Raw genomic sequence first — 22,915 nt, 5'->3', positions numbered from 1 at the left:
GCCGAGGAGTTGACTGGAGGGGCACCCGACCCTCCACCCAAGGAGCGACCCGATGAAGTTCACGCAGAGCGGCGGCAGCTCGGCCCCGGGCCCCGGCGAGTGGTTCACGGGCACCGTCTTCATCGACGGGATCCGCAACCCCGACGAGCAGTCCGCCGTCGGTTGCGCGCACGTCCGCTTCATGCCGGGGGCCCGCACCGCCTGGCACACCCACCCCAAAGGCCAGACGCTCTACGTCACCGACGGGATCGGGCTCATCGGCACACGCGAGGGCGTGCGCGAGTTCCGGCCGGGCGACGTGGTCTACATCGAGCCGGGGGAGGAGCACTGGCACGGCGCGACGCCCGACCGCTTCATGAGCCACGTCGCGATCCAGGAGGCGGACGAGTCGGGGCAGGTCGTCACCTGGGGCGAGCACGTCACGGACGAGGAGTACGGCGTCTGACCGGCGCCCCACCACCACACAAGACAGCGACCCACCACCACCGAGGCGCGGGAAGCAGGATGCAATGCGTACGCACCTACGGCGTTGCTGACGTCGCTGCTGGTGGTGGCCCGGACAGTCGGGTCGATGTCCGGCGGGGGCGCCTGACGGCATACGGGCTGGTCGGGGGAGTGGCGACCGGCTCAGCGGGCGACCGACCGCTGGTAGGCCCGGATCGACAGGGGCACGAAGACCAGCATCAGGACCGCTGCCCACCCGAGCGTGTAGAGCGCGGCGTGCTGCAGGGCCCAGGTGTACTCGATGGAGGCGCGCGTCGCCTCGCCCTGCGCCGCACCGCCCGGGGTGAGGGCGAAGAGGTTGCCGAAGAGGTCGCGTGCGGCGTGGGTCAGCGTGGAGACGGGGTTCCAGCCGGCGATGGTGCGCAGCACGGCGGGCATGTTCTCGCTGGGCACGAAGGTGTTGGCGATGAAGGTCAACGGGAAGATCAGCATGAAGGTCGCGTTGTTGAAGATCTCCGGTGCCCGCACCTTGAGGCCCACGTAGGCCATCACCCAGCTCATGGCGTAGGCGAACAGCAGCATCACCAGGTAGGCGAGGGCCGCGTGCAGCAGCCCGTCCCGGATCCGCCACCCGATCGCGAGGCCGGTCAGGGTCATCACGACGAGCACGATGACGTTGTTGAGCAGGTCGCTGAGGGTGCGCCCGAGCAGCACCGCGCCCGGGTGCATCGGCAGGGTGCGGAACCGGTCGATGACGCCCTTCTGCATGTCCTCGGCCATGCCGGACCCGGTGATCGTGGCGCCGAAGATGATCGTCTGCGCGAAGATGCCGGCCATCAGGAACTCGCGGTAGCCCTGGCCGTTGCCGGAGCCGGCGAGCGAGCCGAAGACGTAGCCGAACAGCAGGATGAACATGATCGGCTGCAGCGTCGTGAAGACGATCAGGTCCGGGACCCGCTTGATCTTGATCAGGTTGCGGCGGGCGATGGTGTCCGCGTCGCGGAAGATCGTGGTCATCGGGCGGCCTCCTGCAGCTCGGTCTCGGTGGTCGTCTCGGTGGTGCGTCCGGTCAGCGTCAGGAAGGCGTCGTCCAGCGTCGGCCGTCGGATCCCGATGTCCTGCACCGTGATCCCGTCGTCCGCGAGGACCCGGACCGCCTCGACGAGGGTGCGGGTGCCGCCCTCGGCGGGCAGCGTGAGCTCGCGGGTGTGCTCCTCCACCTCGACGTGGCCCTCGCCCAGCCGGGCGAGAGCCTGCTGCGCACGCCGTATGTCGGAGGCCTCCGCCACCGTCACGTGCAGGCGGCCACCGCCGACCTGGTCCTTGAGCTGGTCGGCGGTGCCCTCGGCAATGACGCGACCGTGGTCGACGACGACGATGTTGTCGGCGAGCCGGTCGGCCTCCTCGAGGTACTGCGTGGTGAGCAGCACCGAGGTGCCCTCGCGGACGAGATCGCCGATGACGTCCCACATGTCGCCGCGGCTGCGGGGGTCCAGTCCCGTGGTGGGTTCGTCGAGGAAGATCACGGGCGGCCGGGCGACCAGGGCGCCCGCCAGGTCGAGGCGGCGGCGCATCCCGCCGGAGTAGGTCTTGGCGGGGCGGTCGGCGGCGTCCTCGAGGCGGAACTCCGCGAGGAGCTCGCGCGCCCGAGCCCTCGCCTGGGCGGTCGGCAGGTGGTAGAGCCGACCCACCATGTGGAGGTTCTCGTAGCCGGTGAGGTACTCGTCGACGGCGGCATACTGCCCGCTCACGCCGATGAGCCGGCGGACGCTCTGGGGGTCCGCGACGACGTCGGCGCCGGCGACGGTCGCCCGCCCGGAGTCCGGGCGGATGAGGGTGGTGAGCATGCGGACCGTGGTGGTCTTGCCGGCGCCGTTGGGCCCGAGGACACCGAGGACGCTGCCCTCGGGCACGGTCAGGGAGATCCCGTCGGCCGCCTTGACCACCGCCCCCTTGCTCCCCCGGTAGTGCTTGACGAGGTCTTCAGCGATCACCGCTGGGCTGGATGACATGAGGCGAGCATGGCAGAGGTGAGGCACCCCTTCCCAGTCGTTTGCGGTCAGGTCCTGTCCGCAGCGTCCTCCCGGTATGCCGACGGCACGGTGTGCCAGAGTGGGAGCACGTCACGAGACCCGCCTGCGTCGCGCAGGGCTGAGGACGGCGGGTCGCCGACCACAGGGGGAGTCGTGAGTGCTGGATCGCACGCGGTCGTCATCAGGAGGCCACGCCGGATGTCCCGGCGTCCGGTGGAGACGGTGTACCTGGGGGTCATCTCGCTGCTGGGATTCCTCCTCTTCGCGTCGGGATACCTCGCCGCCATGGAGATCACCGACCTGGGCGCCGCAGCCGCCCCGCCGTGGGCCGATGTGCTCAGCGTGGTCGGGCTGAGCGTCGCGGTCCTGGCCTTCGGCGCCATGCTCGTCAGCCTCGTGCGGCGCCCGCCCGCCGAGGCCTAGAACTGGTCGGTGCCCCGCAGCGCCCGGGGCCGGCCGTCCGGGTCGTCGCCGTAGCGGTAGACGACGCCGCCCAGGGCGCGCTCCACCCGTCCGAGCGTGGGCGGCACGTAGGGCCGCAGCCGTCCGGGCGGGCGGGGTCCGGCGCAGCCGGCGGCATACCACTGCTGGAGGCGGTCCGCGCTGTCCCGCAAGGCCGTGAACCACCCGGTCGGGTCGACCAGGTCGGCGTCGTCGCCGTCCTCCCGGTCCAGGTGCTCGCGGGCCAGGGTGAGGCGGGTGTCGCGGGGGAAGCGGCGTGCCTCGTCGCCGCCCGGGCCGAGCAGGCGGGGCTCGCGCGGGTCCCGGGTCTCGACCGGTCTACGTCCACACCAAGATCTGCGTGGTCGACGACGTGTGGATGACCCTCGGCTCGGACAACGTCAACCGCCGGTCCTGGACCAGCGCCTTGGCGAAGCAGGAGACGACCTCCCCGCTCCAGAAGTACTGGTCCTCGAGGTAGACCAGCCGACGCGCCCGCCGGACCGCCTTGTCGTAGCCCCGCGCCACGCTGCGCTCCCCGCGCGGCGCGAAGGGGAACCGCGGCACCTTGGCCGGGTAGGTCCGCAGCAGCTGCACCTGCATCGAGCCGGTCCGCGGCGGGTCGGGCTGCTGCGGCGGCAGCGGCCGGGGGTGCTCGTCGTCGCGGTGCAGCAGCGCCTGCGCCCGCGAGATCGGGTCGAGCGCCACCGGCGTCGGGTCGCGGGGTGGTCGTCAAGGGCTTGTTCTGGCGCTCGCACCTGGACCGGTTCGCCTACTCCGAGGCCGAGAACCGCTCGCTCGCCGACGGCGTCCGCGACGCGGGCGGGGAGGTGGTGCTCGACATGCGGGTGCTGCCGCTCGGCACGCACCACCAGAAGTTCGTGGTGCTGCGGCACCCGGGGCGGCCGGAGCAGGACCGCGCCTTCGTGGGCGGGATCGACCTGTGCCACACCCGCCGGGACACGCGCGAGCACCGCGGCGACCCCCAGACGGTGGACATGGGCGACGTGTGGGGGCCCACCCCGCCGTGGCACGACGCGATGCTCGAGGTGTCCGGGCCCGTGGTGGGTGACATCGAGGCGACCTTCCGGGAGCGCTGGGACGGCGCGCCGCGTCGGCCAGGAGCTCCACGACGGTCAGGTCGTCCTCGTCGCCGAGCCGCTCGTCCGGGTCGCCGCGCCAGTCGGTGAAGAGCAGCAGGTCGCCCGGCTGCTGCGCCTGCACCAGCTCCCGCAGCCGCGCGAAGTAGTCCGCGCCGTGCAGCACCACCTGCGCGTCGTTGCCGCTGGTCCAGGCCTCCCCGCCGTGCCGCAGGTCAATGCGTGTCCACGGGTTGTCGCGCTCCTCGGTGGTCAGGAACCAGTCGTCGACGGCCATGAGGGCAGTCAACCGCACCCCAGGCCCGTATGCCGGGAACCGGGGAGCGCGTCATACGTCGCCGTCAGGACCCGCGCTGCGGCCTCCCGGGCGCGGCACGTGGACATCGGGACCTGACCGAACTCACTGCGCGGCAACGGGTCTCGCCCCAGCGCGGCCGTGCGGGCGGCATCCCAACCCACCAGGACGAACCACCGCTCGCCCTCCTGCACGACCTCGCGCACCGCGCCGACCGCGCACAGCTCCTGCCGGCGGGACAGGTAGGCCCAGATGGTGTCGCCCGCCCGCATCGTCCGGTACCCGGAGCGCAGGCACCAGCGGTCGATCGGCTGGGACCGGGCGACCGCCTCCCAGACCGGGCCGGCGTCGGGGCGGGTGCGCCAGTCCGCGGGCTGATGCTCGGCGTGGGCCGCCGGGTCGACCGGCAGCAGCCAGTGCGTCGTCACGGCGCCCAGCCGGGTCCTCGGCGCAGGCGCACGGGGCCGCGCGCCGTGCGCACGTCGACCGGCGCGCCACCCTGGACCACCTCGACGACACCGTCGTCCGCGAGGCGGGCGGCCGCGTCCCGCGTGGGCTGCATCAGGTCTCGCCACCGCTCGCCCCCGAGCCGGCGCGCCACCTCGGACGGGCAGATCGTCACGTCCGGGGACCGCAGCCGGAGCAGGTCGACGATGCCGGCCTGCAGCTCGGCGTCGCTCGGCGGTGAGGAGGGCACCTCCGCACTCTAGGCGGTGGCCGGCCGCCCGACCCCGCGTGCCAGGTGTCATCCTGGGCGCGTGCGACCACGAGGGTATGTCGGTGTCGTCGGCCCGGGCGCGGCCACGTCGGAGCAGGTGCAGCAGGCGGTCACGGTGGGCCGGTTGCTCGCCGAGCAGGGCCTCGTCGTCGTCACCGGAGGGCTCGGCGGCGTGATGGCCGGGGCCGCGCTGGGCTGCACCGAGGTCGGCGGGACCAGCCTCGGGCTGCTGCCCGGCGACGACCGCTCCGCCGCCAACCCGCACCTGTCCGTCACCGTGCCGACCGGGATGGGAGAGATGCGCAACGCCCTGCTCGTGCGGGCCTGCGACGCCGTGATCGCGGTCGGCAACAGTTGGGGGACGGTGAGCGAGATCGCCCTGGCCGCCCGGACCGGGGTGCCGGTGGTGCTGCTGGGCGGGCTGCGGCTCTTCGACGAGGTGCCGGTGGCCGGCGACGACGTGCGGGCGCCGCGCCACGCCGCCTCGCCCGAGGGTGCCGTGGCCGCCGTCCTGGAAGAGCTCGGGCTGGCGTCGCGCCCGGAGTCGTCGGACGGGGGAACGGCATACGACGGGTGGGTGCTCGGCGTCGACGGCGCGCGCGGCGGGTGGACGGGTGCGCTGCTGCCGGCGTCCGGGCGGGGGACGGTGCGGCTCGTCGCCGGGCCCGACCTCGCGACCCTCGTGGCTCGCGCGACGGACCAGGGCGAGGTCCGGCTCGTCGCGGTCGACACCCCCGTCGGGCTCCCGGACACCGGCCGGCGGCAGGCGGACGTGCAGGTGAGGAAGCGGCTGGGGAGGCGGGGCAGCTCGGTCTTCCCGACACCGGTGCGCGACGCGCTCGCCGCCGAGTCGTATGCCGAGGCCCGCCGCATCAGCGTCGCCCGGACCGGCGGGACCAGCCTGGCGGCGCAGAGCTATGCGCTGCGGCGGGCCATCCTCGACGTCGACGGGTACGTCCGCTCCCAGGACCCGGGGCGGGTGCGGGTCGTGGAGGTGCACCCCGAGCTGTGCTTCGCGATCATGGCGGGCGCCCCGCTCGGCTCGAGCAAGAAGACCGCCGACGGCGTGCGCGAACGCGAGGGGCTGCTGCTGGCGCAGGGGGTCCGCCTGCCGAGCGGCGCCGACCTGGACCGCCGCGGCGCCGACGACCTGCTCGACGCCGCTGCGGCGGCCTGGAGCGCAGCGCGGGTCGTGCGAGGCGAGGCGGTGCGGCACCCCGAGGTGCCGGAACGCTTCAGCGACGGGATCGACGCGGCGATCTGGGTGTGACGCGCGGGCGACCACAACCTGTCCCGGGGGTGTGGTTGTGGTCGGTCTGGCGGCGAGGCGGCGACGCGGGAGGTTGGCATACGGGCCGGGAATGAAGTCGGGACGGGGAGAGTTGAGCCAGATAGACTCAAGTTCACTGACACGGGCTTGCACAGGGATCGCAGGCGGTCATACCTTGAGTGCTGACGACTCAACATCCGCTAGTCATCAAGGAGAAGCCACACATGGCACGTGCAGTCGGCATCGACCTCGGCACCACCAACTCCGCCGTCTCCGTCCTCGAGGGCGGGGAGCCGGAGATCATCGCCAACGCCGAGGGTGGGCGCACCACCCCGTCGGTGGTGGCGTTCAGCAAGAACGGCGAGGTGCTCGTCGGCGAGATCGCCAAGCGCCAGGCCGTCACCAACGTCGACCGGACCATCCGCTCGGTCAAGCGCCACATGGGCACCGACTGGAGCCAGGAGGTCGACGGCAAGAAGTACACCGCGCAGGAGATCAGCGCCCGCATCCTGATGAAGCTCAAGCGCGACGCCGAGTCCTACCTCGGCGAGCCCGTCACCGACGCGGTCATCACCGTCCCGGCGTACTTCGACGACGCCGAGCGCCAGGCCACCAAGGAGGCCGGCGAGATCGCGGGCCTCAACGTCCTGCGCATCGTCAACGAGCCCACCGCCGCGGCTCTCGCCTACGGCCTGGACAAGGGCAAGGAGGACGAGCTCATCCTCGTCTTCGACCTCGGCGGCGGCACCTTCGACGTGTCCCTGCTCGAGGTGGGCAAGGACGCCGAGGACGGCTTCGCGACCATCCAGGTCCGCGCCACCAACGGTGACAACCGCCTCGGCGGCGACGACTGGGACGACCGGATCGTCAAGCACCTCCTCACGCAGGTCAAGAACACCACGGGCGTCGACCTGTCCAACGACAAGATCGCCATGCAGCGCCTCAAGGACGCCGCGGAGCAGGCCAAGAAGGAGCTGTCCACCGCGACCAGCACCAACATCAACCTGCAGTACCTCTCGATGGGCGAGAACGGCCCGATCCACCTGGACGAGACGCTGACCCGCACCCAGTTCGAGCAGATGACGGCGGACCTGCTGGCTCGCACCAAGGAGCCCTTCCACAACGTCATCAAGGACGCGGGCATCTCCGTGGGCGACATCGCGCACGTCGTGCTCGTCGGCGGCTCGACCCGTATGCCGGCCGTGTCCAACCTGGTCAAGGAGCTCACCGGCAAGGAGCCCAACAAGGGCGTCAACCCGGACGAGGTCGTGGCCATGGGCGCGTCCCTGCAGGCCGGTGTCCTCAAGGGCGAGCGCAAGGACGTGCTGCTCATCGACGTCACCCCGCTGTCCCTCGGCATCGAGACCAAGGGCGGCCTGATGACCAAGCTCATCGAGCGCAACACGGCCATCCCGACCAAGCGCTCGGAGGTCTTCACGACCGCCGAGGACAACCAGCCGTCGGTGCTGATCCAGGTCTTCCAGGGCGAGCGTGAGCTGGCCCAGCAGAACAAGGGTCTCGGCACCTTCGAGCTCACCGGCATCGCCCCGGCCCCCCGCGGCATGCCCAAGATCGAGGTGACCTTCGACATCGACGCCAACGGCATCGTGCACGTGTCCGCCAAGGACCAGGGCACGGGCAAGGAGCAGTCGATGACGATCTCCGGCGGCAGCGCGCTGTCCAAGGACGAGATCGACCGCATGGTCAAGGACGCCGAGGCGCACGCCGACGAGGACAAGAAGCGGCGCGAGGAGGCGGAGGCCCGCAACAACGCGGAGCAGCTCGTCTACTCCACCGAGAAGTTCCTCACCGACAACGCCGACAAGCTGCCCGAGGACGGCCGCAAGCCCGTCGACGAGGCCCTCAAGGACCTCAAGGACGCGCTGGCCGCCGACGGCACCTCGTCGGAGGACATCTCCACCAAGGCCACCACGCTCTCCGAGGAGTCCCAGAAGCTCGGCGCCGCGCTCTACGCGCAGCAGTCCGAGCAGGGCACCCCGGGTGCTGCCGGGGCGGGCGCTGCCGGGGCCGGTGCTGGCGGCGCGGGCGCGGCCGGTGCCGGTCAGGCCAAGGGCAAGGACGACGACGTCATCGACGCCGAGGTCGTCGACGACGACAAGGGCACCAAGTGACCGATCCCGCCGCCGGCCGCGTGGGCTCCCCCGACGGGGAGCCCACCGGCCCGGTGATCCGGGACAAGCGGCGCATCGACCCCACCACGGGCCAGGTGCGCGACCCGGGCTCGCCTCCCGCGGGCCCCGCCAGCAACGACAGGGAGGTCCCCATGGCAGACATGTCGGACAGCTCGCACCAGCAGGACGACCAGCACGCCCGGATGGCGGAGGGCGACGACTCCTTCGCCGGCGCCGTCGGGGACGCGCTCCCCGGCCGGCAGGACCAGGACGGTATGCCGTCCAGCCCCTTCTCGCCCGAGGAGGTCGCCGCGCAGGAGGCGACGCTCGACGCGCAGAAGGCTCGCGCGGAGGCCGCCGCCGACCCCGAGCAGCACCCCGACACGGTGCTGGCCGCGGAGCGGCTCGCGGACCTGCAGCGGCTGCAGGCGGAGTACGTCAACTACAAGCGCCGCGTCGACCGCGACAAGGTCATGCTCAAGGACCTCGGGGTCGCCTCCGTGATCGAGGCGCTGATGCCGGTCCTCGACGAGATCTCGCTGGCCCGCCAGCACGGCGACCTGGCCGAGGGCACCCCCTTCGCCTCGATCGCCGACAAGCTGCAGGGCGCGCTCGGGCGGTTCGGGCTCGAGCAGTTCGGCGAGGCCGGGGACGCCTTCGACCCGACCATCCACGAGGCCCTCATGCACGTCGAGGCCGAGCTCCCCGAGGGAGTCACGGGCACGACGGTCGTGCAGGTCCTCCAGCCCGGCTACCGGCAGGGCGAGCGCGTGCTGCGCGCCGCCCGCGTGTCGGTCGCCGACCCGCAGTAGCCGCGCCGGAGCCGGGGCGGGGTCCACGACCCCGCCCCGGCCCCCCGGGCCGACGCCCGGCCCGACGCGACGACCCATGATCGCCAAGCACCTTCGACGGATTGCGAAGCACCTTTGACAGACACGGAAGGAGACGCCGGTGGCCAGCCAGGACTGGTTCGAGAAGGACTTCTACGCCACGCTGGGCGTCCCGGCGGACGCTGACGCGGACGCCATCAAGCGCGAGTACCGCAAGCTCGCGCGCAAGCACCACCCCGACCAGAACCCCGGCGACGCTGCCGCCGAGCAGAAGTTCAAGGAGGTGGGGGAGGCCTACTCGGTGCTCTCCGACCCCGAGCAGCGCCAGCAGTACGACGCCATACGCCAGATGGCCCGCGGGGGCGCGAGGTTCGCGCCCGGCGCGGGGGCCGGCGCGGGCGGCGGCTTCGAGGACGTCTTCAGCCACCTCTTCACCCAGGGCGGCGCGGGCGGTCCCGGCATGCGCTTCACCACGTCCGGCGGCGGGGCGGGCCAGCCCGACCTGGACGACCTGCTGCGGATGTTCGGCGGCGCCGGCGGAGGCGGCCAGTCCCCCTTCGGCCAGGGCTACGGGGCGTATGGCGCCCCCACCGGCCCCCGGCCCGGCGCCGACGTCCAGGCCACCGTCACGATCGGTTTCACCGAGGCGGTCCGCGGCGACACGGTCACGCTGACGGCCGTCGACGGGGAGCGCGTCACCACGCGGATCCCGGCCGGTGTCAAGGACGGTCAGCGGATCCGGCTGCGCGGCAAGGGCGAGCACGGTGACCCGCAGGCCCCGCGCGGCGACCTGATCCTCACGGTGCAGGTGAGCCCGCACGAGGTCTTCGGCCGCGACGGCGACAACCTGACCGTCGAGGTGCCGGTGACCTTCGCCGAGGCGGCCCTCGGCGCCACGATCTCCGTCCCGACGCTCGGCGCCGCCGACAGCGGCAGCGACGGCCACGGTCGCGGCCATCTCGTCAAGGTCAAGATCGCCCCCGGCACCCAGAGCGGGCAGAAGCTGCGCGTCAAGGGTCGGGGCGTCGCGGCCAAGCACGGCACCGGCGACCTCATCGTCACGGTCCACGTGCTGGTCCCCACCACCCTCAGCGACGAGGCGCGCGCCGCCGTCGAGGTGCTGCACGCCGAGGACGCCGCCGGCGACGTCCGCGCCGACCTGCGCGCCCGCGCCGCCCGGGGGTGAGCGACATGGCCGTCGACGACCGGTTCCAGCCCGACGAGGACGCGCCGCTCTTCGTGATCTCGGTGGCGGCGGAGCTGGCCGGCATGCACGCGCAGACGCTGCGGCAGTACGACCGGCTCGGCCTGGTCACCCCGCACCGCACGGGAGGCGGCGGCCGGCGCTACTCCCAGCGGGACGTCGCGCAGCTGCGCGAGGTGCAGCGGTTGTCCCAGGAGGAGGGCGTCAGCCTGTCCGGCATACGCCGGATCCTGGAGCTCGAGGACCACGTGAGCGCGCTGCGGTCCCGCGTGGAGGAGCTGACCGGCGAGGTCGACGGGCTGCGAGCCATCGCGAGCTACGGCCACCGGGTCTTCGCGGCCGGGCGCGGCGAGATCGTGGCGATGCCCCCCGGGCGACGCCCCCGGTCCGGGCGCTCCACCAGCCAGGCCCTCGTGGTCTGGCGACCGGAGCCACCCCGCTGAGGGCCGACGCTGCCGCCGACCACGGTCGGCGGCAGCGTCACTGCGCCGGGGCCACCAGCCCGCGGGTCGTCAGGATCTCCTGCATGATCGGGTAGATGTTCTCCGGCTGCCGGGCGTCGTAGGCGTGACCGTCCGGGACCGCCTCGGCGATCCGCTGCAGCGCCGCCAGGTCGGCGTCCTGGCTGATCCCGATGAGCGCGATGCGCACCGGGCGGCCGGCGTCCTTGCTGGCCCGCGTCAGGTTGGCGACGAGCTGCTGCTCGGTGAGCGAGCTGGGGTCCTCGTTCTTGCCGTCGGTCAGCAGGATGAGCGCGTTGGCGAAGTCCGGCTGATAGCTGCGCTGCAGCTCCTGGTAGCCCGCCCAGATGGTGTCGTGCAGGGCCGTGCCGTTGGCCTGGTGCCAGGTGAGCGTCGACGCGACGTGCCCGAGCACCAGCCGCTGGTTGGCCAGGCCCGCCCCGTGGTTGAGCGGCTGGATCGGCACGAGCGGCGCCCAGTCCTGCGGCTGGCCGGGGTGCGCCAGGTCGAAGCTCCACAGCCCGATCTGGCTGGTCTCGGGGAACTTCGCGAGCGCCTTGATGGCCGCGGTCCGCGCCAGCTCGATGCGGTTCATGCCGGGGATGGCCTGCTTCTTCATCGACTCCGAGGTGTCGATGACCGCGAGCATCCGGGTCTGGCGCGACATCGTCACCCACATCCGGAGCGCGGTGTCGGCGTCGGCGGCCCGGGGGGTCGCGATGATCCGCGGCATCGCGGCGGGCACCCCCGTGACGCCGGGTCCCGCGGACCCGCCGACCCGGAAGCCGGCCGCGCGCAGCACGTCGATCGACTGCTGCTGCGCCAGCCCGTCACGCAGCGCCTGTATGGCGCGAGCGGGCGCCGCGCCCGGGCCGCCCACCGTGATCAGCGGGTAGTCCAGCTGGGGCACCGCCTCGGCGGGCGCGAGGGCCCCGACCTGCGCGGTCGGGTGCGCCTGGTTCATCGCGTAGATCTGCTGCTCGGAGGCGGGGAAGGACGCCGCCGTGCCCTGGCTGGCCGTGGCCTGGCGCCGCAGCGCGTCCTCGGTCGCCGTGCTGCGCGACAGCGTCAGCAGCAGGCCCTGCAGCGCGCGGGAGTCCTGCGGCGAGGCGCTGACCGCCTCCTTGGCCCCGAGCAGGGCGAGCAGCGAGGCGGTGCTGCGCTCCGGGGTGGCCACCCGCAGCGGGGCGACCCCCTGGTTGACCACGGCGCTCCAGGCGACGGTGCCCGCGCGGCCCTTGCTGCCGGACCCCTGCGGCGCCGTGAAGAGCACCGGCGAGGTCGCGACGACCGGGCCGCGGGTCAGCGGGACGCTGGGCGCCGCCGCGCGGACCCGCTCGGCCCACAGCGAGGAGTCCGGGACCCACACCTGGGTGGCGGCGTCGTCGCCGCTCATCAGCCCCGAGGCGGCGTCCGCCGCGCTGCGGGCCGTCACGGTGTAGTCCACGCAGTCGCGGGTCGAGCTCTCGAGCCTGGCCGTGATCTGGCGCAGCGCGGGGGCGAGGTCGTCGGTCGTGGTGATGCGCAGCGGGGTGACCGTGCCGCACCCGGGCAGGGCGCCCGCGGCGGCCACGGCCGGGACCCGGGAGCCGGGGTCGTCGGCGCCCGGCCGCGTCAGCGCGAACGTGCCGACGATGCCGGCGAGGGCCACAAGAGGCAAGGCGACGACGGCGGCCTTCGGGGCGGTGCGCGGGGCAGAGTGGCGTCCCATGCGGGCAATGTAGCGGAGCCGTGTCGCCCCAGGTCAGGGCATCGGGCCTCCCGGTGCGGATGTGAAGTCCGTTCGGGAGCAGCGAATTACGCTAGGTAGTCACTCTTCAGCGTTGGGTGACGCGAGGTGGCTGGGTCAGGTGGCTGGGTCAGGTGGCTGGGTCAGGTGGCTGAGACCGGTGCTCAGGTCAGGTGGCCAGGGAGCGCACCGCGGGAGAGCTCCGCAGGATCGGGACCTGCTCGCGGGTGCGGTCCACCAGGTCCAGGTCCACGTCGGCGACGAGCAGCTCCGACGCCCCGCCCAGCCGGGCCCGGACCGCGCCGGTCGGGTCCACGACGGCGCTGCGTCCGATCCCCAGGGGCTTGCGCACCGACTCCGGCTGCCAGGCCTGCCCGGCGGCGACCAGCCAGGCCTGCGCATCGTGCGCCCGCGCGGCGGTCAGCAGGTCCCACTGCTGGGCCTTGCCGGGGCCGTCGCCCCACGACGCCGGCAGCGCGACGACCTGGGCGCCGGCCCGACCCAGCGCGGTGAACTGGTCGGGGAAGCGGACGTCGTAGCAGGTCGCGAGGCCCACCCGCACCCCGTCGACGTCCACCGTCACGTAACCGTCGCCCGGTGCCACCGTCTCGGACTCCCGGGTCGTGAACGCGTCGAAGAGGTGCACCTTGCGATAGGTCGCCTCGGCGTGCGGCCCGGTCAGCAGCAGGGTGTTGTGCACCCGACCGTCGTCGGCCGGCTCGAAGAGCCCCGCCACCACGGTGACGCCGGCGTCGCGGGCGGCTGCCCGCAGCGCGTCCGCGAAGGGGCCGTCGAGCGGCTCGGCGTGGTCCCGAAGCGGCGTCGCGAAGCTCACCATCGTCGCCTCGGGCAGCACCACCAGCCAGGCCCCCGCGTCGGCCGCCTCGCGCACCAGGCGCACCGCCTCGGCGAGGTTGGCCGCCTTGTCGTCGCTGCTGCGCAGCTGCCCCGCCGCGAGCCGGCGCGTCGTCACCGCTGCTCGCCGCCCGCCGCGGGGCCGCCCAGCGCCTCGTAGGCCGCGACGAAGGCGGCATACGACGTGGGGTCGAAGGGGACGAAGCGCACCAGGTCGATGCCGTCCTTGGGGTGCTCGAGCACGCGGGTCAGGGCGATCCGCGCCACGTCGGCGACCTTCCAGCCGTAGGCGCCCGCGCTCACCGCGGGGAAGGCGATCGTGCGAACCCCCAGCTCCTGGGCCACGTCGAGGCAGCGGGTGTAGCAGGACCCGAGCAGGTTGGGGTCGATCTGGCCCTCGTGACGGTTGGGCCCCACGGTGTGGATGACGTAGCGGCAGGGCAGGTCACCCGCCCCCGTCGCGACCGCCTCGCCGACCGGCAGCCCGCCCGGGAACTCCGTCGCCCGCACGTGCCGGCACTCGCCGCGCAGCGTCGGCCCGGCCGCGCGGTGGATCGCGCCGTCCACCCCGCCGCCCCCCATGAGCGACGAGTTGGCCGCGTCCACGATGGCGTCGACGGCCTGCTGGGTGATGTCTCCCTGCACGATCTCGATGGCAGCCATGCGGCCAAGCCTACGTCGGCGGCCCGGTCGGCACCTGCCGTCTCCCGCGCGTTAACCGGCGACGGGTCGCCCCGACACCTCACGCCCCTAGCGTCGGTCGGACCACACGACCGCTCCCGACGGAGGACCTCGATGCGCCGCGACGACCACCCCCGCCCCGCCGACCACCCCATGGAGCCCGTCGGGCCCGTCGAGCCCGTCGAGCCCGTCGGGCCCGTCCCCGCGGCCTCGACCGGGCGCCCAGGGGCGTCGCGGCGCCAGCTGCTCGCCGGAGCCGGCGCGGCGCTCGGGCTGGGCCTCGTCCCCGGCACCTTCGCGGCGACCCCGGCCGACGCGCGGCCGCGGCCACGACCGCAGCGGTGGCAGTGGCTCGTCGGCGACCACCACGTGCACACGGTCTTCTCCCACGACGCGAAGTACCTCGTCGGCACCCAGGTCGCCAAGGCCCGGGAGTTCGGCGTCGACTGGATGGTCTTCACCGAGCACGCCAACGTCGCCCACCACACCAAGGGCGCCGCCATGGAGAAGGCGCTGCTGGAGCAGCTGCGCCGGGACCACCCCGAGCTGCTGATCTACCAGGGCCTGGAGTGGTACATCCCCGCCGCCGAGCACTGCTCGGTCATCGTGGCGCCCGGCCCGCGGGACGTCGACCTGATCCGGGAGTTCGAGCAGCGCTGGGACGGCAAGCTCAACCGGTGGGAGAAGCCCGCCCCCGGCACGCCGCAGGTCGCCGAGTGGGAGGCCAAGGCCGTCCAGGCGTTGCAGTGGCTGGCCGAGCAGCGTCGAGCCCGCGTGGTCGACGACCTGCTCGTCCTCGCCAACCACCCGCTGCGCCTAGGCATCGACTCGCCGCACGAGCTGCGGGCGTGGCGCGACGCCGCCCCCGACCTCATGATCGGCATGGAGGGTGCGCCCGGGGCGCAGGCCGGGGCGTGGGGTCCCAACCCTCAGCCCAGCCACCAGCGGGGGGAGTACGAGAACGCGCCGTCGCCCTACTCCTGGCCCGGCTTCCCGCTCGAGGCCTACCGGACCCGAGGCGGGTTCGACTGGGCCACCGCCGTGGTCGGTGGCCTGTGGGACTCGCTGCTGGCCGAGGGGCGCCCCTACTGGATCACCAGCAACTCCGACCACCACAACGAGTCGCGGGACCGCACGACGACGGGCCCCTACCCGGCCGGGGAGAGCTTCGACACGATGGGGCGCCGTCCCGACCCGGTCCCGACCGCCGACCCGCAGGGCGGCGGGGACTACTGGCCGGGGGAGTTCAGCCGCAACCACACCGGGGTCGAGCAGCGCACCTACCGCGGCGTCCTGCAGGCGCTGCGCGAGGGCCGCAGCTGGGTCGACCACGGCCACCTCGTCCACCACGTCGAGGTCGAGGTGACCGGGGGAGGACCGGCGGGTCGCGGGCGCGGCCACGGCTACGGCCGGCAGGTGTCAGCCACCCTGGGCGGCCGGGTCCGGGTGCGCCGCGGCTCGACCGTCACGGTGTCCGTGACCATCCACCCGACGACCTACCGCAACGCCTGGGGCATCCTGCCCCGCCTCGCCCACGTCGACGTCATCGCCGGGCGGGTCACCGGGCCCGCCGCCGACCGCGACACCTGGCAGGCGCCGGGCACCCGGGTGGTCCGCACCTTCGACACCACCGGCCGCGGAGGCCCCTTCACGCTGCGCCACGAGCTCGTCGCCGAGGAGCCCGGCTACGTCCGGCTGCGCGGCAGCGACGGCAACCGTCACGGCGTCGGGCCGATGGGGGCGGCCGTGGACCCGCACGGCCCGGTGCCCCACGACGGCACCCCGGGTGCGGGCAACCCGTGGACCGACACGTGGTTCTACACCAACCCCGTCTTCATCGACGTCGTCTGAGCAGCGCGCGAGGCCGTATGCCGGAGCCCGGGCGGGCGCCATCCGGCATACGGCCGCTGCTCACATGAGGGCCGACGCGAGCCGGCAGAAGCCGTCGGCGATCTGCTCGTGCCAGGGGCGGCGCTTCCACTCGGTGAGGGTGAGGCGGCGCGACCGGCTGCGCAGCAGGTCCTCGAACTCCGCGAGGTCCGCCGCGAAGTCCGCCCCCTCGACCAGGACGGACACCTCCAGGTTGAGGGTGAAGGAGCGCATGTCCATGTTGCTCGACCCGATCACCGAGGTGCGGCCGTCGATGGTGAGCGTCTTGGCGTGCAGGACGAAGGGCTGGGGATACATCCAGATGTCGACGCCGGACGCCAGCAGCAGCTCGTAGTAGGAGCGCTGCGCGTGGTGCACGATCGGCTGGTCGCCCTGCTCGGAGACGAAGAGCTCGACCACCAGCCCCTGCTCCGCCGCGCTCGTCACCGCCATGAGCAGCGACTCGTCGGGCACGAAGTAGGGGCTGATCATCCGCACCGACTCGTTGGCGTTGTGGATCAGCGCATTGAAGAGCTTGAGGTTGTTCTGGGCCTCGAAGCCGGGCCCGCTCGGCACGCACTGGGCGTAGAGGTCGCCGGTGGCCTCGGCGCGGACCAGGGTGCCGCCGGCGCCGACGTCCAGGAGGTCGTCGGTCTCGGAGTACCAGTCGGTGCGGAAGACGGCGTCGAGCTCCTGCACCACCGGGCCGGTGAACCGCGCCATGATGTCGATCCACTCCCGGCCGAGGCGGCGGTTGCGGCGCTTGCCGTAGCGGGCGTCGATGAGGTTCTGCGAGCCGATGAAGCCGACCTGGCCGTCGATGATCAGCAGCTTGCGGTGGTTGCGCAGGTCGGGCCGCAGGACCTCCCGCTTGCAGGGGGTGAACGGCAGCATCCGGGCCCACTGCACCCCGATCCGGTCCAGGTGGCGGATGGTGCGGCGGTAACCGGGGATCCGCAGCGACGCCAGGTGGTCGAAGAGCACCCGCACGGTCACGCCGCGCTCGACCGCCCGGCCCAGGGCGTCGAAGACCGGCTGCGTGGTCTCGTCGAGGGACAGGATGTAGAACTCGGCGTGCACGAACTCGCGGGCCAGGTCGATCTCGTCGGCCATCTGGTGCAGCGACGCGACGTAGTCGGTCTCGAGGGTGGCGTCGGCGCCGGCCAGCATGGGCATGGCGCCGAGCCGGCGGTTCATCCGGGTGACGGGCTCCAGCCAGGGGGGACCGTCGTCAGGGCGCTCGATGTCGATGTCGGCGGTGCGCGCGAGGATCACCTCGGAGACCCGGCGCTGCTTGTTGCGGCGGCGCCGCGGCAGCTTGGAGGACCCGATCAGCAGGAACGCGAACAACCCGAGGAAGGGGATGAAGAAGATCGCGAGCAGCCACGCCACGGCGCTGGAGGGGCGCCGGTTGTTGGAGACGACCGAGGCCGCGACGACGCGGAACGCCAGGTCGAGGGCGACCGCGATCTCCACCCCCAGGTTGCCGAGGGTGGGCGGCCAGTCGAACCAGCCCCACCAGGCGTAGACCCACTCCACCCCGGCAGGTCAGTGCTGCTCGCGGCCGACGCGGTCCACGTCGACGGGGAACCCGCTCTCGCGCAGTCGCGAGCCCACTCGCTGGATCTCGTCCTCGGTGGGCAGGTCGTCGGTAACCTTGATGATGCCGACCCCGACGTCGATCTTGTCGGCGGGGACCATGCCGTTGCGGACCAGCTCGTCGCCGAGCTCCTCCACCTCGGTGTCGGTCAGCCGGCGCCGCAGCAGCGCGAGCAGCGGCTGGTAGTCGTTGTCGGGCACGCCGTTGGGATAACCGGCGCGCAGCCAGTTGACCACGCGCTCCAGGTAAGGATTCATGGGGGATCCTCCTCGGGTCTGGACGGCTCCGACGGGTGAGCCCCGCCGGACGCCGCAGGGCGCCTCCGGTTGCTCGGACCGGGGCGCCCGCAGGGCCAGGACGCACGCGTCCCAGTATGCCGTCAGCCGGCCTCGCTCACCTGGTTGTCGGACCGGTCGGTCGCTTCCTCGTCGGCCAGGCCGATCGCCTCGTCGGCGCCGGCGAGCGGCCAGCCTCCGGCGGCGAGGCGGCTCGCGACCCGGGTGACGTCCTGCTCCGACGGCCGCTCCAGGATCATCTGCCGGATCCGCGCGGTGATCGCGTCCCGGTCGATGTCGGCGTCGCCGCGCTCGGCGCGCAGGGCCACCGCGAGGTCGGTGACCTCCGTCTCGGTGAGGTCGCGGTGCAGGATCCCGAGGAGGGCGATGTAGTCGCTCTGCGGCACCCCGTCCGGGTAGCCGGCGCGCAGCCACCCGAGGAGCCGGGCGAAGGGGTTGGTGCCCATGGCGCTCAGTGCTTCTTGTCGACGATGGTCGGGATGATGTGGTCGAAGCTCACGGCCTTGCCGAAGCCGGAGGCGACGATGATCGTGATGCCGGTGATGATGGCCGCGGCGACGAGCGCGAAGCACAGGATGCCAATGACCCGACCCACCGGGTGGGGGCGGGCGGTGCTGTCGATCTCGGCGCTGCCGCCCTGGCCGTAGGCCATCGCGCGGATGCCCGTGGCGAAGATCGCGGGGAGGCCGGCGCCGAGCAGCAGGCCGACGGCGAGGACCTTCCAGGCGGCGTCGAAGAGGAGCTCGAGGTTCTTCATGAGGTGGTCTCCTGCTCAGGCCCGGACGTCGGCGGACGCCGCGATCGCCTCGTTGGCGTCGTCGCGGGTGTCCCACTCGTCGTTGACGTTGTTGTGGTCGATCGGCTTCTGCCGCGAGCGGTGGTACATGTAGCCGGACAGGGCGCACAGGATCGCGAAGATCACGACGACGCCGGCCAGACCGCCGATGACATGGCCGATGAACCACATCACCGCACCCACGACCGCCGCGGACGGCAGCGTGATCAGCCAGGCCGCGACCATGCGCGCGGCGACGCCCCAGCGCACCTCGGCGCCCTTCTTGCCGATGCCGGTGCCGAGGATGGAGCCGGTGGCCACGTGCGTGGTCGACAGCGCGAAGCCCAGGTGGCTGGACACGAGGATCGTGGCCGCCGACGCGGACTCGGCCGCCATGCCCTGGGGGGAGGCGATCTCGACGAGCCCCTTGCCGAGCGTGCGGATGATCCGCCAGCCGCCGAGGTAGGTGCCGAGCGCGATCGCGAGGGCGCAGGACAGCTTGACCCAGAACGGCACCGAGTGGGTGTCGGTGTGGGAGCCGTAGGCGATGAGGGCGAGCGTGATGACGCCCATGGTCTTCTGCGCGTCGTTGGTGCCGTGGGCGAGGGAGACCAGCGAGGCCGACCCGATCTGGCCCCAGCGGAAGCCCGACTCCTTCCACCGCTCGTTGACGCCGGTGGTGATCTTGTAGATCAGCCACGTGCCGGTGGCCGCGACGACGGCGGCGATCACGGGGGACAGCAGCGCGGGCATGATGACCTTGCCGAGGACGCCGTCGAGCTTGCTGCCGTCGCCGTTCCACTTCACGCCGGCCCAACCGATGCCCGCGATGGTGGAGCCGATCAGGCCGCCGAAGAGCGCGTGGGAGGAGCTGGACGGCAGGCCGAGCAGCCAGGTCAGGAGGTTCCAGACGATGCCGCCGATGAGGCCGGCGAGCACGATGAGCAGCAGCGCCTGGCCGTGGTCGGCGACCAGGGAGGTGATGGGGGAGCCGTCCTTGTTCTGGATCTTGATGACGGCGTTGGTGACGGTGAGGGCGACCTCGACGCTCAGGAAGGCGCCGACGAGGTTGAGGATCCCGGAGAGCAGCACCGCGGTCTTGGGCTTGAGCGCCCCGGTGGCGATGGACGTCGCCATCGCGTTGCCGGTGTCGTGGAAGCCGTTGGTGAAGTCGAAGGCCAGGGCCGTGATGACGACCAGCACGAGGAGGATGAGGGAAACGTCCACGCCGACCATTGTGGCCACCTCCAGCACGCCGCTGAACCCGCTGGGCGGATTCCGCACCGTTGGGCACCAAGTGTTAACCCGGGTGACGCCTGCGGTTGGCCGCAACCGGTGGTGACGCGGATCAAACGGACACGATGCTGTGACGGAGATCACGCCATGGATCGTTCATCGTTGGCGGGGTCGGCGGGGCTCGGTCGGTCGCGCGGCCGGTTCCCGCGACCCGGTGACGGTCGAGGTTGAGCGGAATAGACTCAACTTTGACGGGGTTGTCGCCAGTGAAGCCGGGCTTGCCGGCATACGAGACCCACGGCCCGCAGGGCCGTCAGACCCACCGAGGAGCCGCACATGGAGCTGACCACCAAGGCAGCCGAGGCCGTCAACGCGGCCGTGCACGACGCGACCTCCGCGCACCACGCGCAGGTCGAGCCCGCCCACCTGCTCGTCGCCCTGCTCGGGCAGCAGGACACCACGACCGGGCCGCTGATCGCCGCGACCGGCGCCACGCCCCAGGCCGTGGGCGCCGCAGCCGCCCGAGTCCTCGCCTCCCTGCCCACCGTGACCGGCAGCACCAGCACGCCTACCGCCTCCCAGGCGACCCAGGCCGTGCTGCAGCAGGCCGGCAACGCGGCGGCCGCGATGGGCGACAGCTACATCTCCACCGACCACCTGCTCGTGGCGATCGCCCGCAGCGGCAGCTTCGGGCTGGACGCGGCGGCGCTCGAGGCCAAGATCCCCGAGATCCGCGGCGGCCGCACGATCACGTCCGCCAACCCCGAGGGCACCTTCGAGGCGCTCGAGAAGTACGGCACCGACCTGACCCAGGTCGCCCGCGACGGCAAGCTCGACCCGGTCATCGGCCGGGACTCCGAGATCCGCCGCGTCGTGCAGGTGCTGTCCCGCCGCACCAAGAACAACCCTGTGCTGATCGGCGAGCCCGGCGTCGGCAAGACCGCCGTCGTCGAGGGCCTCGCCCAGCGCATCGTCGCCGGTGACGTCCCCGAGAGCCTGCGCGGCAAGCGCCTCATCTCCCTCGACCTCGGCGCGATGGTCGCGGGCGCGAAGTACCGCGGCGAGTTCGAGGAGCGGCTCAAGGCCGTGCTCGACGAGATCAAGGGCTCCGACGGTGAGGTCATCACCTTCATCGACGAGATCCACACGATTGTGGGCGCCGGCGCCACCGGTGACTCCGCGATGGACGCCGGCAACATGCTCAAGCCGATGCTGGCCCGCGGCGAGCTGCGGCTGATCGGCGCCACCACCCTGGACGAGTACCGCGAGAACATCGAGAAGGACTCGGCGCTCGAGCGGCGCTTCCAGCAGGTCTTCGTGGGGGAGCCGTCCGTGGAGGACACCATCGCGATCCTGCGGGGGCTCAAGGAGAGGTACGAGGCGCACCACAAGGTCGCCATCGCTGACTCCGCGCTCGTCGCGGCCGCAGCGCTGTCCGACCGCTACATCACCGGGCGGCAGCTGCCCGACAAGGCCATCGACCTGGTCGACGAGGCCGCGTCCCGGCTGCGCATGGAGATCGACTCCTCGCCCGTCGAGATTGACGAGCTGCGCCGCCAGGTCGACCGGCTCCGCATGGAGGAGCTGCACCTCGAGCAGGAGACCGACGCGGCCTCCCGGGAGCGGCTCGAGCGGCTGCGCAAGGAGATCGCCGACCGCAGCGAGGAGCTCGCCGGGCTCAACGCCCGCTGGGAGGCCGAGAAGGCCGGCCTCAACAAGGTCGGTGACCTCAAGGCCAAGCTCGACGAGGCCCGCTCGCGCGCCGAGGTGCTGGTCCGCGAGGGCCGGCTCAACGACGCCGCCCCGATCATGTATGGCGAGATCCCCCGTCTCGAGCGGGAGGTCGACGAGGCTCAGGCCGAGGAGCAGCAGGATGCCGGCGCCGGCACCGCGCCGATGGTGCAGGAGGAGGTCGACGCGGACGCGATCGCCGACGTCATCTCGTCCTGGACCGGGATCCCGGCCGGTCGGCTGCTCGAGGGCGAGACCGAGAAGCTCCTCCACATGGAGCAGGTCATCGGCGAGCGCCTCATCGGGCAGGCCGAGGCCGTGCGGGCCGTGTCGGACGCGGTCCGGCGGGCGCGGGCCGGGGTCGCCGACCCCAACCGTCCCACCGGGTCCTTCCTCTTCCTCGGCCCGACGGGTGTCGGCAAGACCGAGCTGGCCAAGTCGCTGGCCGACTTCCTCTTCGACGACGAGCGGGCCATGGTGCGCATCGACATGTCGGAGTACTCCGAGCGGCACTCCGTCGCCCGGCTCGTCGGAGCCCCTCCCGGCTACGTCGGCTACGAGGAGGGCGGTCAGCTGACCGAGGCGGTCCGCCGGCGCCCCTACAGCGTGGTCCTGCTCGACGAGGTGGAGAAGGCCCACCCGGAGACCTTCGACATCCTGCTGCAGGTCCTCGACGACGGTCGGCTGACCGACGGTCAGGGCCGGACGGTCGACTTCCGCAACGTCATCCTCGTCATGACCTCCAACCTGGGCTCGCAGTTCCTCGTGGACCCGACCCTGGACGAGACGGCCAAGCGGGAGGCGGTCATGGCGACCGTGCGGTCCTCCTTCAAGCCGGAGTTCCTCAACCGGCTGGACGAGGTCGTGATCTTCGACCCGTTGTCGATGGACGAGCTCGGGCACATCGTCGAGCTGCAGGTCGCGGAGATGGGCCGCCGGCTGGCGGACCGGCGGATCACCCTGGAGGTGACCGAGGCGGCCCGCGAGTGGCTGGCGCTGACGGGCTACGACCCGGCCTACGGCGCGCGGCCGCTGCGGCGGCTCGTGCAGCGCGAGATCGGCGACCGGCTGGCCAAGGCGCTGCTGTCGGGCGAGGTCCAGGACGGGCAGACCGTGGTCGTCGACCGCGACGGCGACGCCGACGCGCTCACCCTGGGCTGACCGCTCGCCCCAGTCGCAGATCTTCGGGTTGCAGCCCGAAGATCTGCGACTGTC

General features: G+C 72.6%; 24 protein-coding genes. 10 read left to right on the top strand and 14 right to left on the bottom strand.

The genetic code is table 11. The features are described 5' to 3' along the window. Positions 1–52: 52 nt before the first annotated feature. Complete coding sequence (locus tag ADJ73_RS01980) at positions 53–445, top strand: (R)-mandelonitrile lyase (RefSeq protein WP_050346873.1); 393 nt, start codon at positions 53–55, stop codon at positions 443–445. Between the two features lie 182 nt (positions 446–627). On the opposite strand, the gene ADJ73_RS01975 is transcribed toward ADJ73_RS01980, so the two are convergent. Both ADJ73_RS01975 and ADJ73_RS01970 read right to left on the bottom strand, forming a co-directional pair. Continuing rightward, complete coding sequence (locus tag ADJ73_RS01975; RefSeq protein WP_050346872.1) at positions 628–1,461, bottom strand: ABC transporter permease; 834 nt, start codon at positions 1,459–1,461, stop codon at positions 628–630. Then, positions 1,458–2,456, bottom strand: coding sequence for an ATP-binding cassette domain-containing protein (locus tag ADJ73_RS01970; protein WP_050346871.1), 999 nt, complete (start codon positions 2,454–2,456; stop codon positions 1,458–1,460). Before ADJ73_RS01970 ends, ADJ73_RS01975 begins: the two co-directional genes overlap by 4 nt. 174 nt (positions 2,457–2,630) lie before the next feature. Between ADJ73_RS01970 and ADJ73_RS01965 the strand changes: the two genes are divergently transcribed. Then, a complete protein-coding gene (locus tag ADJ73_RS01965) occupies positions 2,631–2,900 on the top strand; it encodes a hypothetical protein (protein WP_156188069.1) in 270 nt (89 codons plus the stop codon). Here the strand turns inward: ADJ73_RS01965 and ADJ73_RS01960 are convergent. Together ADJ73_RS01960 and ADJ73_RS16800 are read right to left on the bottom strand one after the other, a co-directional pair. Beyond that, on the bottom strand, positions 2,897–3,091 hold the full coding sequence (locus ADJ73_RS01960) for a hypothetical protein (protein WP_050346869.1): 195 nt from the start codon (positions 3,089–3,091) through the stop codon (positions 2,897–2,899). The genes ADJ73_RS01965 and ADJ73_RS01960 overlap by 4 nt on opposite strands. Positions 3,092–3,257: 166 nt before the next feature. Further along, positions 3,258–3,626, bottom strand: coding sequence for a hypothetical protein (locus ADJ73_RS16800; RefSeq protein WP_050346868.1), 369 nt, complete (start codon positions 3,624–3,626; stop codon positions 3,258–3,260). A 17-nt stretch (positions 3,627–3,643) separates the two neighbouring features. Between ADJ73_RS16800 and ADJ73_RS01950 the strand changes: the two genes are divergently transcribed. After that, complete coding sequence (locus tag ADJ73_RS01950) at positions 3,644–4,108, top strand: hypothetical protein (RefSeq protein WP_050346867.1); 465 nt, start codon at positions 3,644–3,646, stop codon at positions 4,106–4,108. A gap of 195 nt (positions 4,109–4,303) precedes the next feature. On the opposite strand, the gene ADJ73_RS01945 is transcribed toward ADJ73_RS01950, so the two are convergent. Continuing rightward, a complete protein-coding gene (locus ADJ73_RS01945; RefSeq protein ID WP_050346866.1) occupies positions 4,304–4,741 on the bottom strand; it encodes a hypothetical protein in 438 nt (145 codons plus the stop codon). Further along, positions 4,738–5,010: a DUF3253 domain-containing protein gene (locus ADJ73_RS01940; protein ID WP_050346865.1), complete on the bottom strand. Its 273-nt coding sequence runs from the start codon at positions 5,008–5,010 to the stop codon at positions 4,738–4,740. The genes ADJ73_RS01945 and ADJ73_RS01940 overlap by 4 nt, the downstream gene beginning before the upstream one ends. A gap of 61 nt (positions 5,011–5,071) precedes the next feature. Here ADJ73_RS01940 and ADJ73_RS16795 point away from each other — a divergent pair, with 61 nt between their 5' ends. The 5 genes from ADJ73_RS16795 to ADJ73_RS01915 all read left to right on the top strand — a co-directional run bounded on the left by ADJ73_RS16795 (position 5,072) and on the right by ADJ73_RS01915 (position 10,910). Next, positions 5,072–6,301: a DUF429 domain-containing protein gene (locus ADJ73_RS16795; protein WP_156188068.1), complete on the top strand. Its 1,230-nt coding sequence runs from the start codon at positions 5,072–5,074 to the stop codon at positions 6,299–6,301. Positions 6,302–6,525: 224 nt separating this feature from the next. Then, positions 6,526–8,433, top strand: coding sequence for a molecular chaperone DnaK (gene dnaK, locus ADJ73_RS01930; RefSeq protein ID WP_050346864.1), 1,908 nt, complete (start codon positions 6,526–6,528; stop codon positions 8,431–8,433). Further along, positions 8,430–9,245 (top strand): nucleotide exchange factor GrpE, encoded by an 816-nt coding sequence (gene grpE / locus ADJ73_RS01925; RefSeq protein WP_253272639.1) that lies wholly within the window; start codon positions 8,430–8,432, stop codon positions 9,243–9,245. Before dnaK ends, grpE begins: the two co-directional genes overlap by 4 nt. A 139-nt stretch (positions 9,246–9,384) precedes the next feature. Continuing rightward, positions 9,385–10,449 (top strand): DnaJ C-terminal domain-containing protein, encoded by a 1,065-nt coding sequence (locus ADJ73_RS01920; protein ID WP_050346863.1) that lies wholly within the window; start codon positions 9,385–9,387, stop codon positions 10,447–10,449. Between the two features lie 5 nt (positions 10,450–10,454). Beyond that, positions 10,455–10,910, top strand: a complete 456-nt coding sequence (locus ADJ73_RS01915; RefSeq protein ID WP_050346862.1) for a heat shock protein transcriptional repressor HspR — start codon at positions 10,455–10,457, stop codon at positions 10,908–10,910. Between the two features lie 37 nt (positions 10,911–10,947). On the opposite strand, the gene ADJ73_RS01910 is transcribed toward ADJ73_RS01915, so the two are convergent. From ADJ73_RS01910 to ADJ73_RS01900, 3 genes are all read right to left on the bottom strand, one after another. Continuing rightward, positions 10,948–12,639 carry a VWA domain-containing protein gene (locus tag ADJ73_RS01910; RefSeq protein WP_156188067.1) on the bottom strand — a complete coding sequence of 564 codons (1,692 nt, stop codon included), beginning with the start codon at positions 12,637–12,639 and terminating at the stop codon, positions 10,948–10,950. A gap of 187 nt (positions 12,640–12,826) precedes the next feature. Further along, positions 12,827–13,630 (bottom strand): carbon-nitrogen hydrolase family protein, encoded by an 804-nt coding sequence (locus ADJ73_RS01905; protein WP_050346860.1) that lies wholly within the window; start codon positions 13,628–13,630, stop codon positions 12,827–12,829. Next, entirely contained in the window at positions 13,627–14,175 is a 549-nt protein-coding gene (locus tag ADJ73_RS01900; protein WP_050346859.1) for an O-acetyl-ADP-ribose deacetylase, read from the bottom strand. The genes ADJ73_RS01905 and ADJ73_RS01900 overlap by 4 nt, the downstream gene beginning before the upstream one ends. A 132-nt stretch (positions 14,176–14,307) precedes the next feature. Here ADJ73_RS01900 and ADJ73_RS01895 point away from each other — a divergent pair, with 132 nt between their 5' ends. After that, positions 14,308–16,044: a PHP domain-containing protein gene (locus ADJ73_RS01895; RefSeq protein WP_050346858.1), complete on the top strand. Its 1,737-nt coding sequence runs from the start codon at positions 14,308–14,310 to the stop codon at positions 16,042–16,044. A gap of 60 nt (positions 16,045–16,104) precedes the next feature. On the opposite strand, the gene cls is transcribed toward ADJ73_RS01895, so the two are convergent. The 5 genes from cls to ADJ73_RS01870 all read right to left on the bottom strand — a co-directional run bounded on the left by cls (position 16,105) and on the right by ADJ73_RS01870 (position 19,960). After that, the gene (gene cls, locus ADJ73_RS01890) at positions 16,105–17,601 is read right to left on the bottom strand and encodes a cardiolipin synthase (RefSeq protein ID WP_441293937.1); all 1,497 of its coding nucleotides are present in this window, start codon (positions 17,599–17,601) and stop codon (positions 16,105–16,107) included. Between the two features lie 9 nt (positions 17,602–17,610). Further along, on the bottom strand, positions 17,611–17,919 hold the full coding sequence (locus tag ADJ73_RS01885; protein ID WP_050346857.1) for a DUF3349 domain-containing protein: 309 nt from the start codon (positions 17,917–17,919) through the stop codon (positions 17,611–17,613). 122 nt (positions 17,920–18,041) lie between these two features. After that, positions 18,042–18,404, bottom strand: a complete 363-nt coding sequence (locus ADJ73_RS01880; protein ID WP_050346856.1) for a DUF3349 domain-containing protein — start codon at positions 18,402–18,404, stop codon at positions 18,042–18,044. A 5-nt stretch (positions 18,405–18,409) separates the two neighbouring features. Further along, positions 18,410–18,715 (bottom strand): hypothetical protein, encoded by a 306-nt coding sequence (locus ADJ73_RS01875; protein WP_050346855.1) that lies wholly within the window; start codon positions 18,713–18,715, stop codon positions 18,410–18,412. A 15-nt stretch (positions 18,716–18,730) separates the two neighbouring features. Then, positions 18,731–19,960 (bottom strand): inorganic phosphate transporter, encoded by a 1,230-nt coding sequence (locus tag ADJ73_RS01870; protein WP_156188066.1) that lies wholly within the window; start codon positions 19,958–19,960, stop codon positions 18,731–18,733. Between the two features lie 345 nt (positions 19,961–20,305). Between ADJ73_RS01870 and clpB the strand changes: the two genes are divergently transcribed. Beyond that, positions 20,306–22,861 carry an ATP-dependent chaperone ClpB gene (gene clpB, locus ADJ73_RS01865; protein WP_050346853.1) on the top strand — a complete coding sequence of 852 codons (2,556 nt, stop codon included), beginning with the start codon at positions 20,306–20,308 and terminating at the stop codon, positions 22,859–22,861. The last annotated feature ends 54 nt before the right edge of the window (positions 22,862–22,915 follow it).

This window comes from Arsenicicoccus sp. oral taxon 190 (assembly GCF_001189535.1).
Classification (GTDB): Bacteria; Actinomycetota; Actinomycetes; order Actinomycetales; family Dermatophilaceae; genus Arsenicicoccus.
The sequence above is the reverse complement of the archived record's forward strand: the minus strand, read 5'-3'. Positions and strand labels throughout refer to the sequence as shown.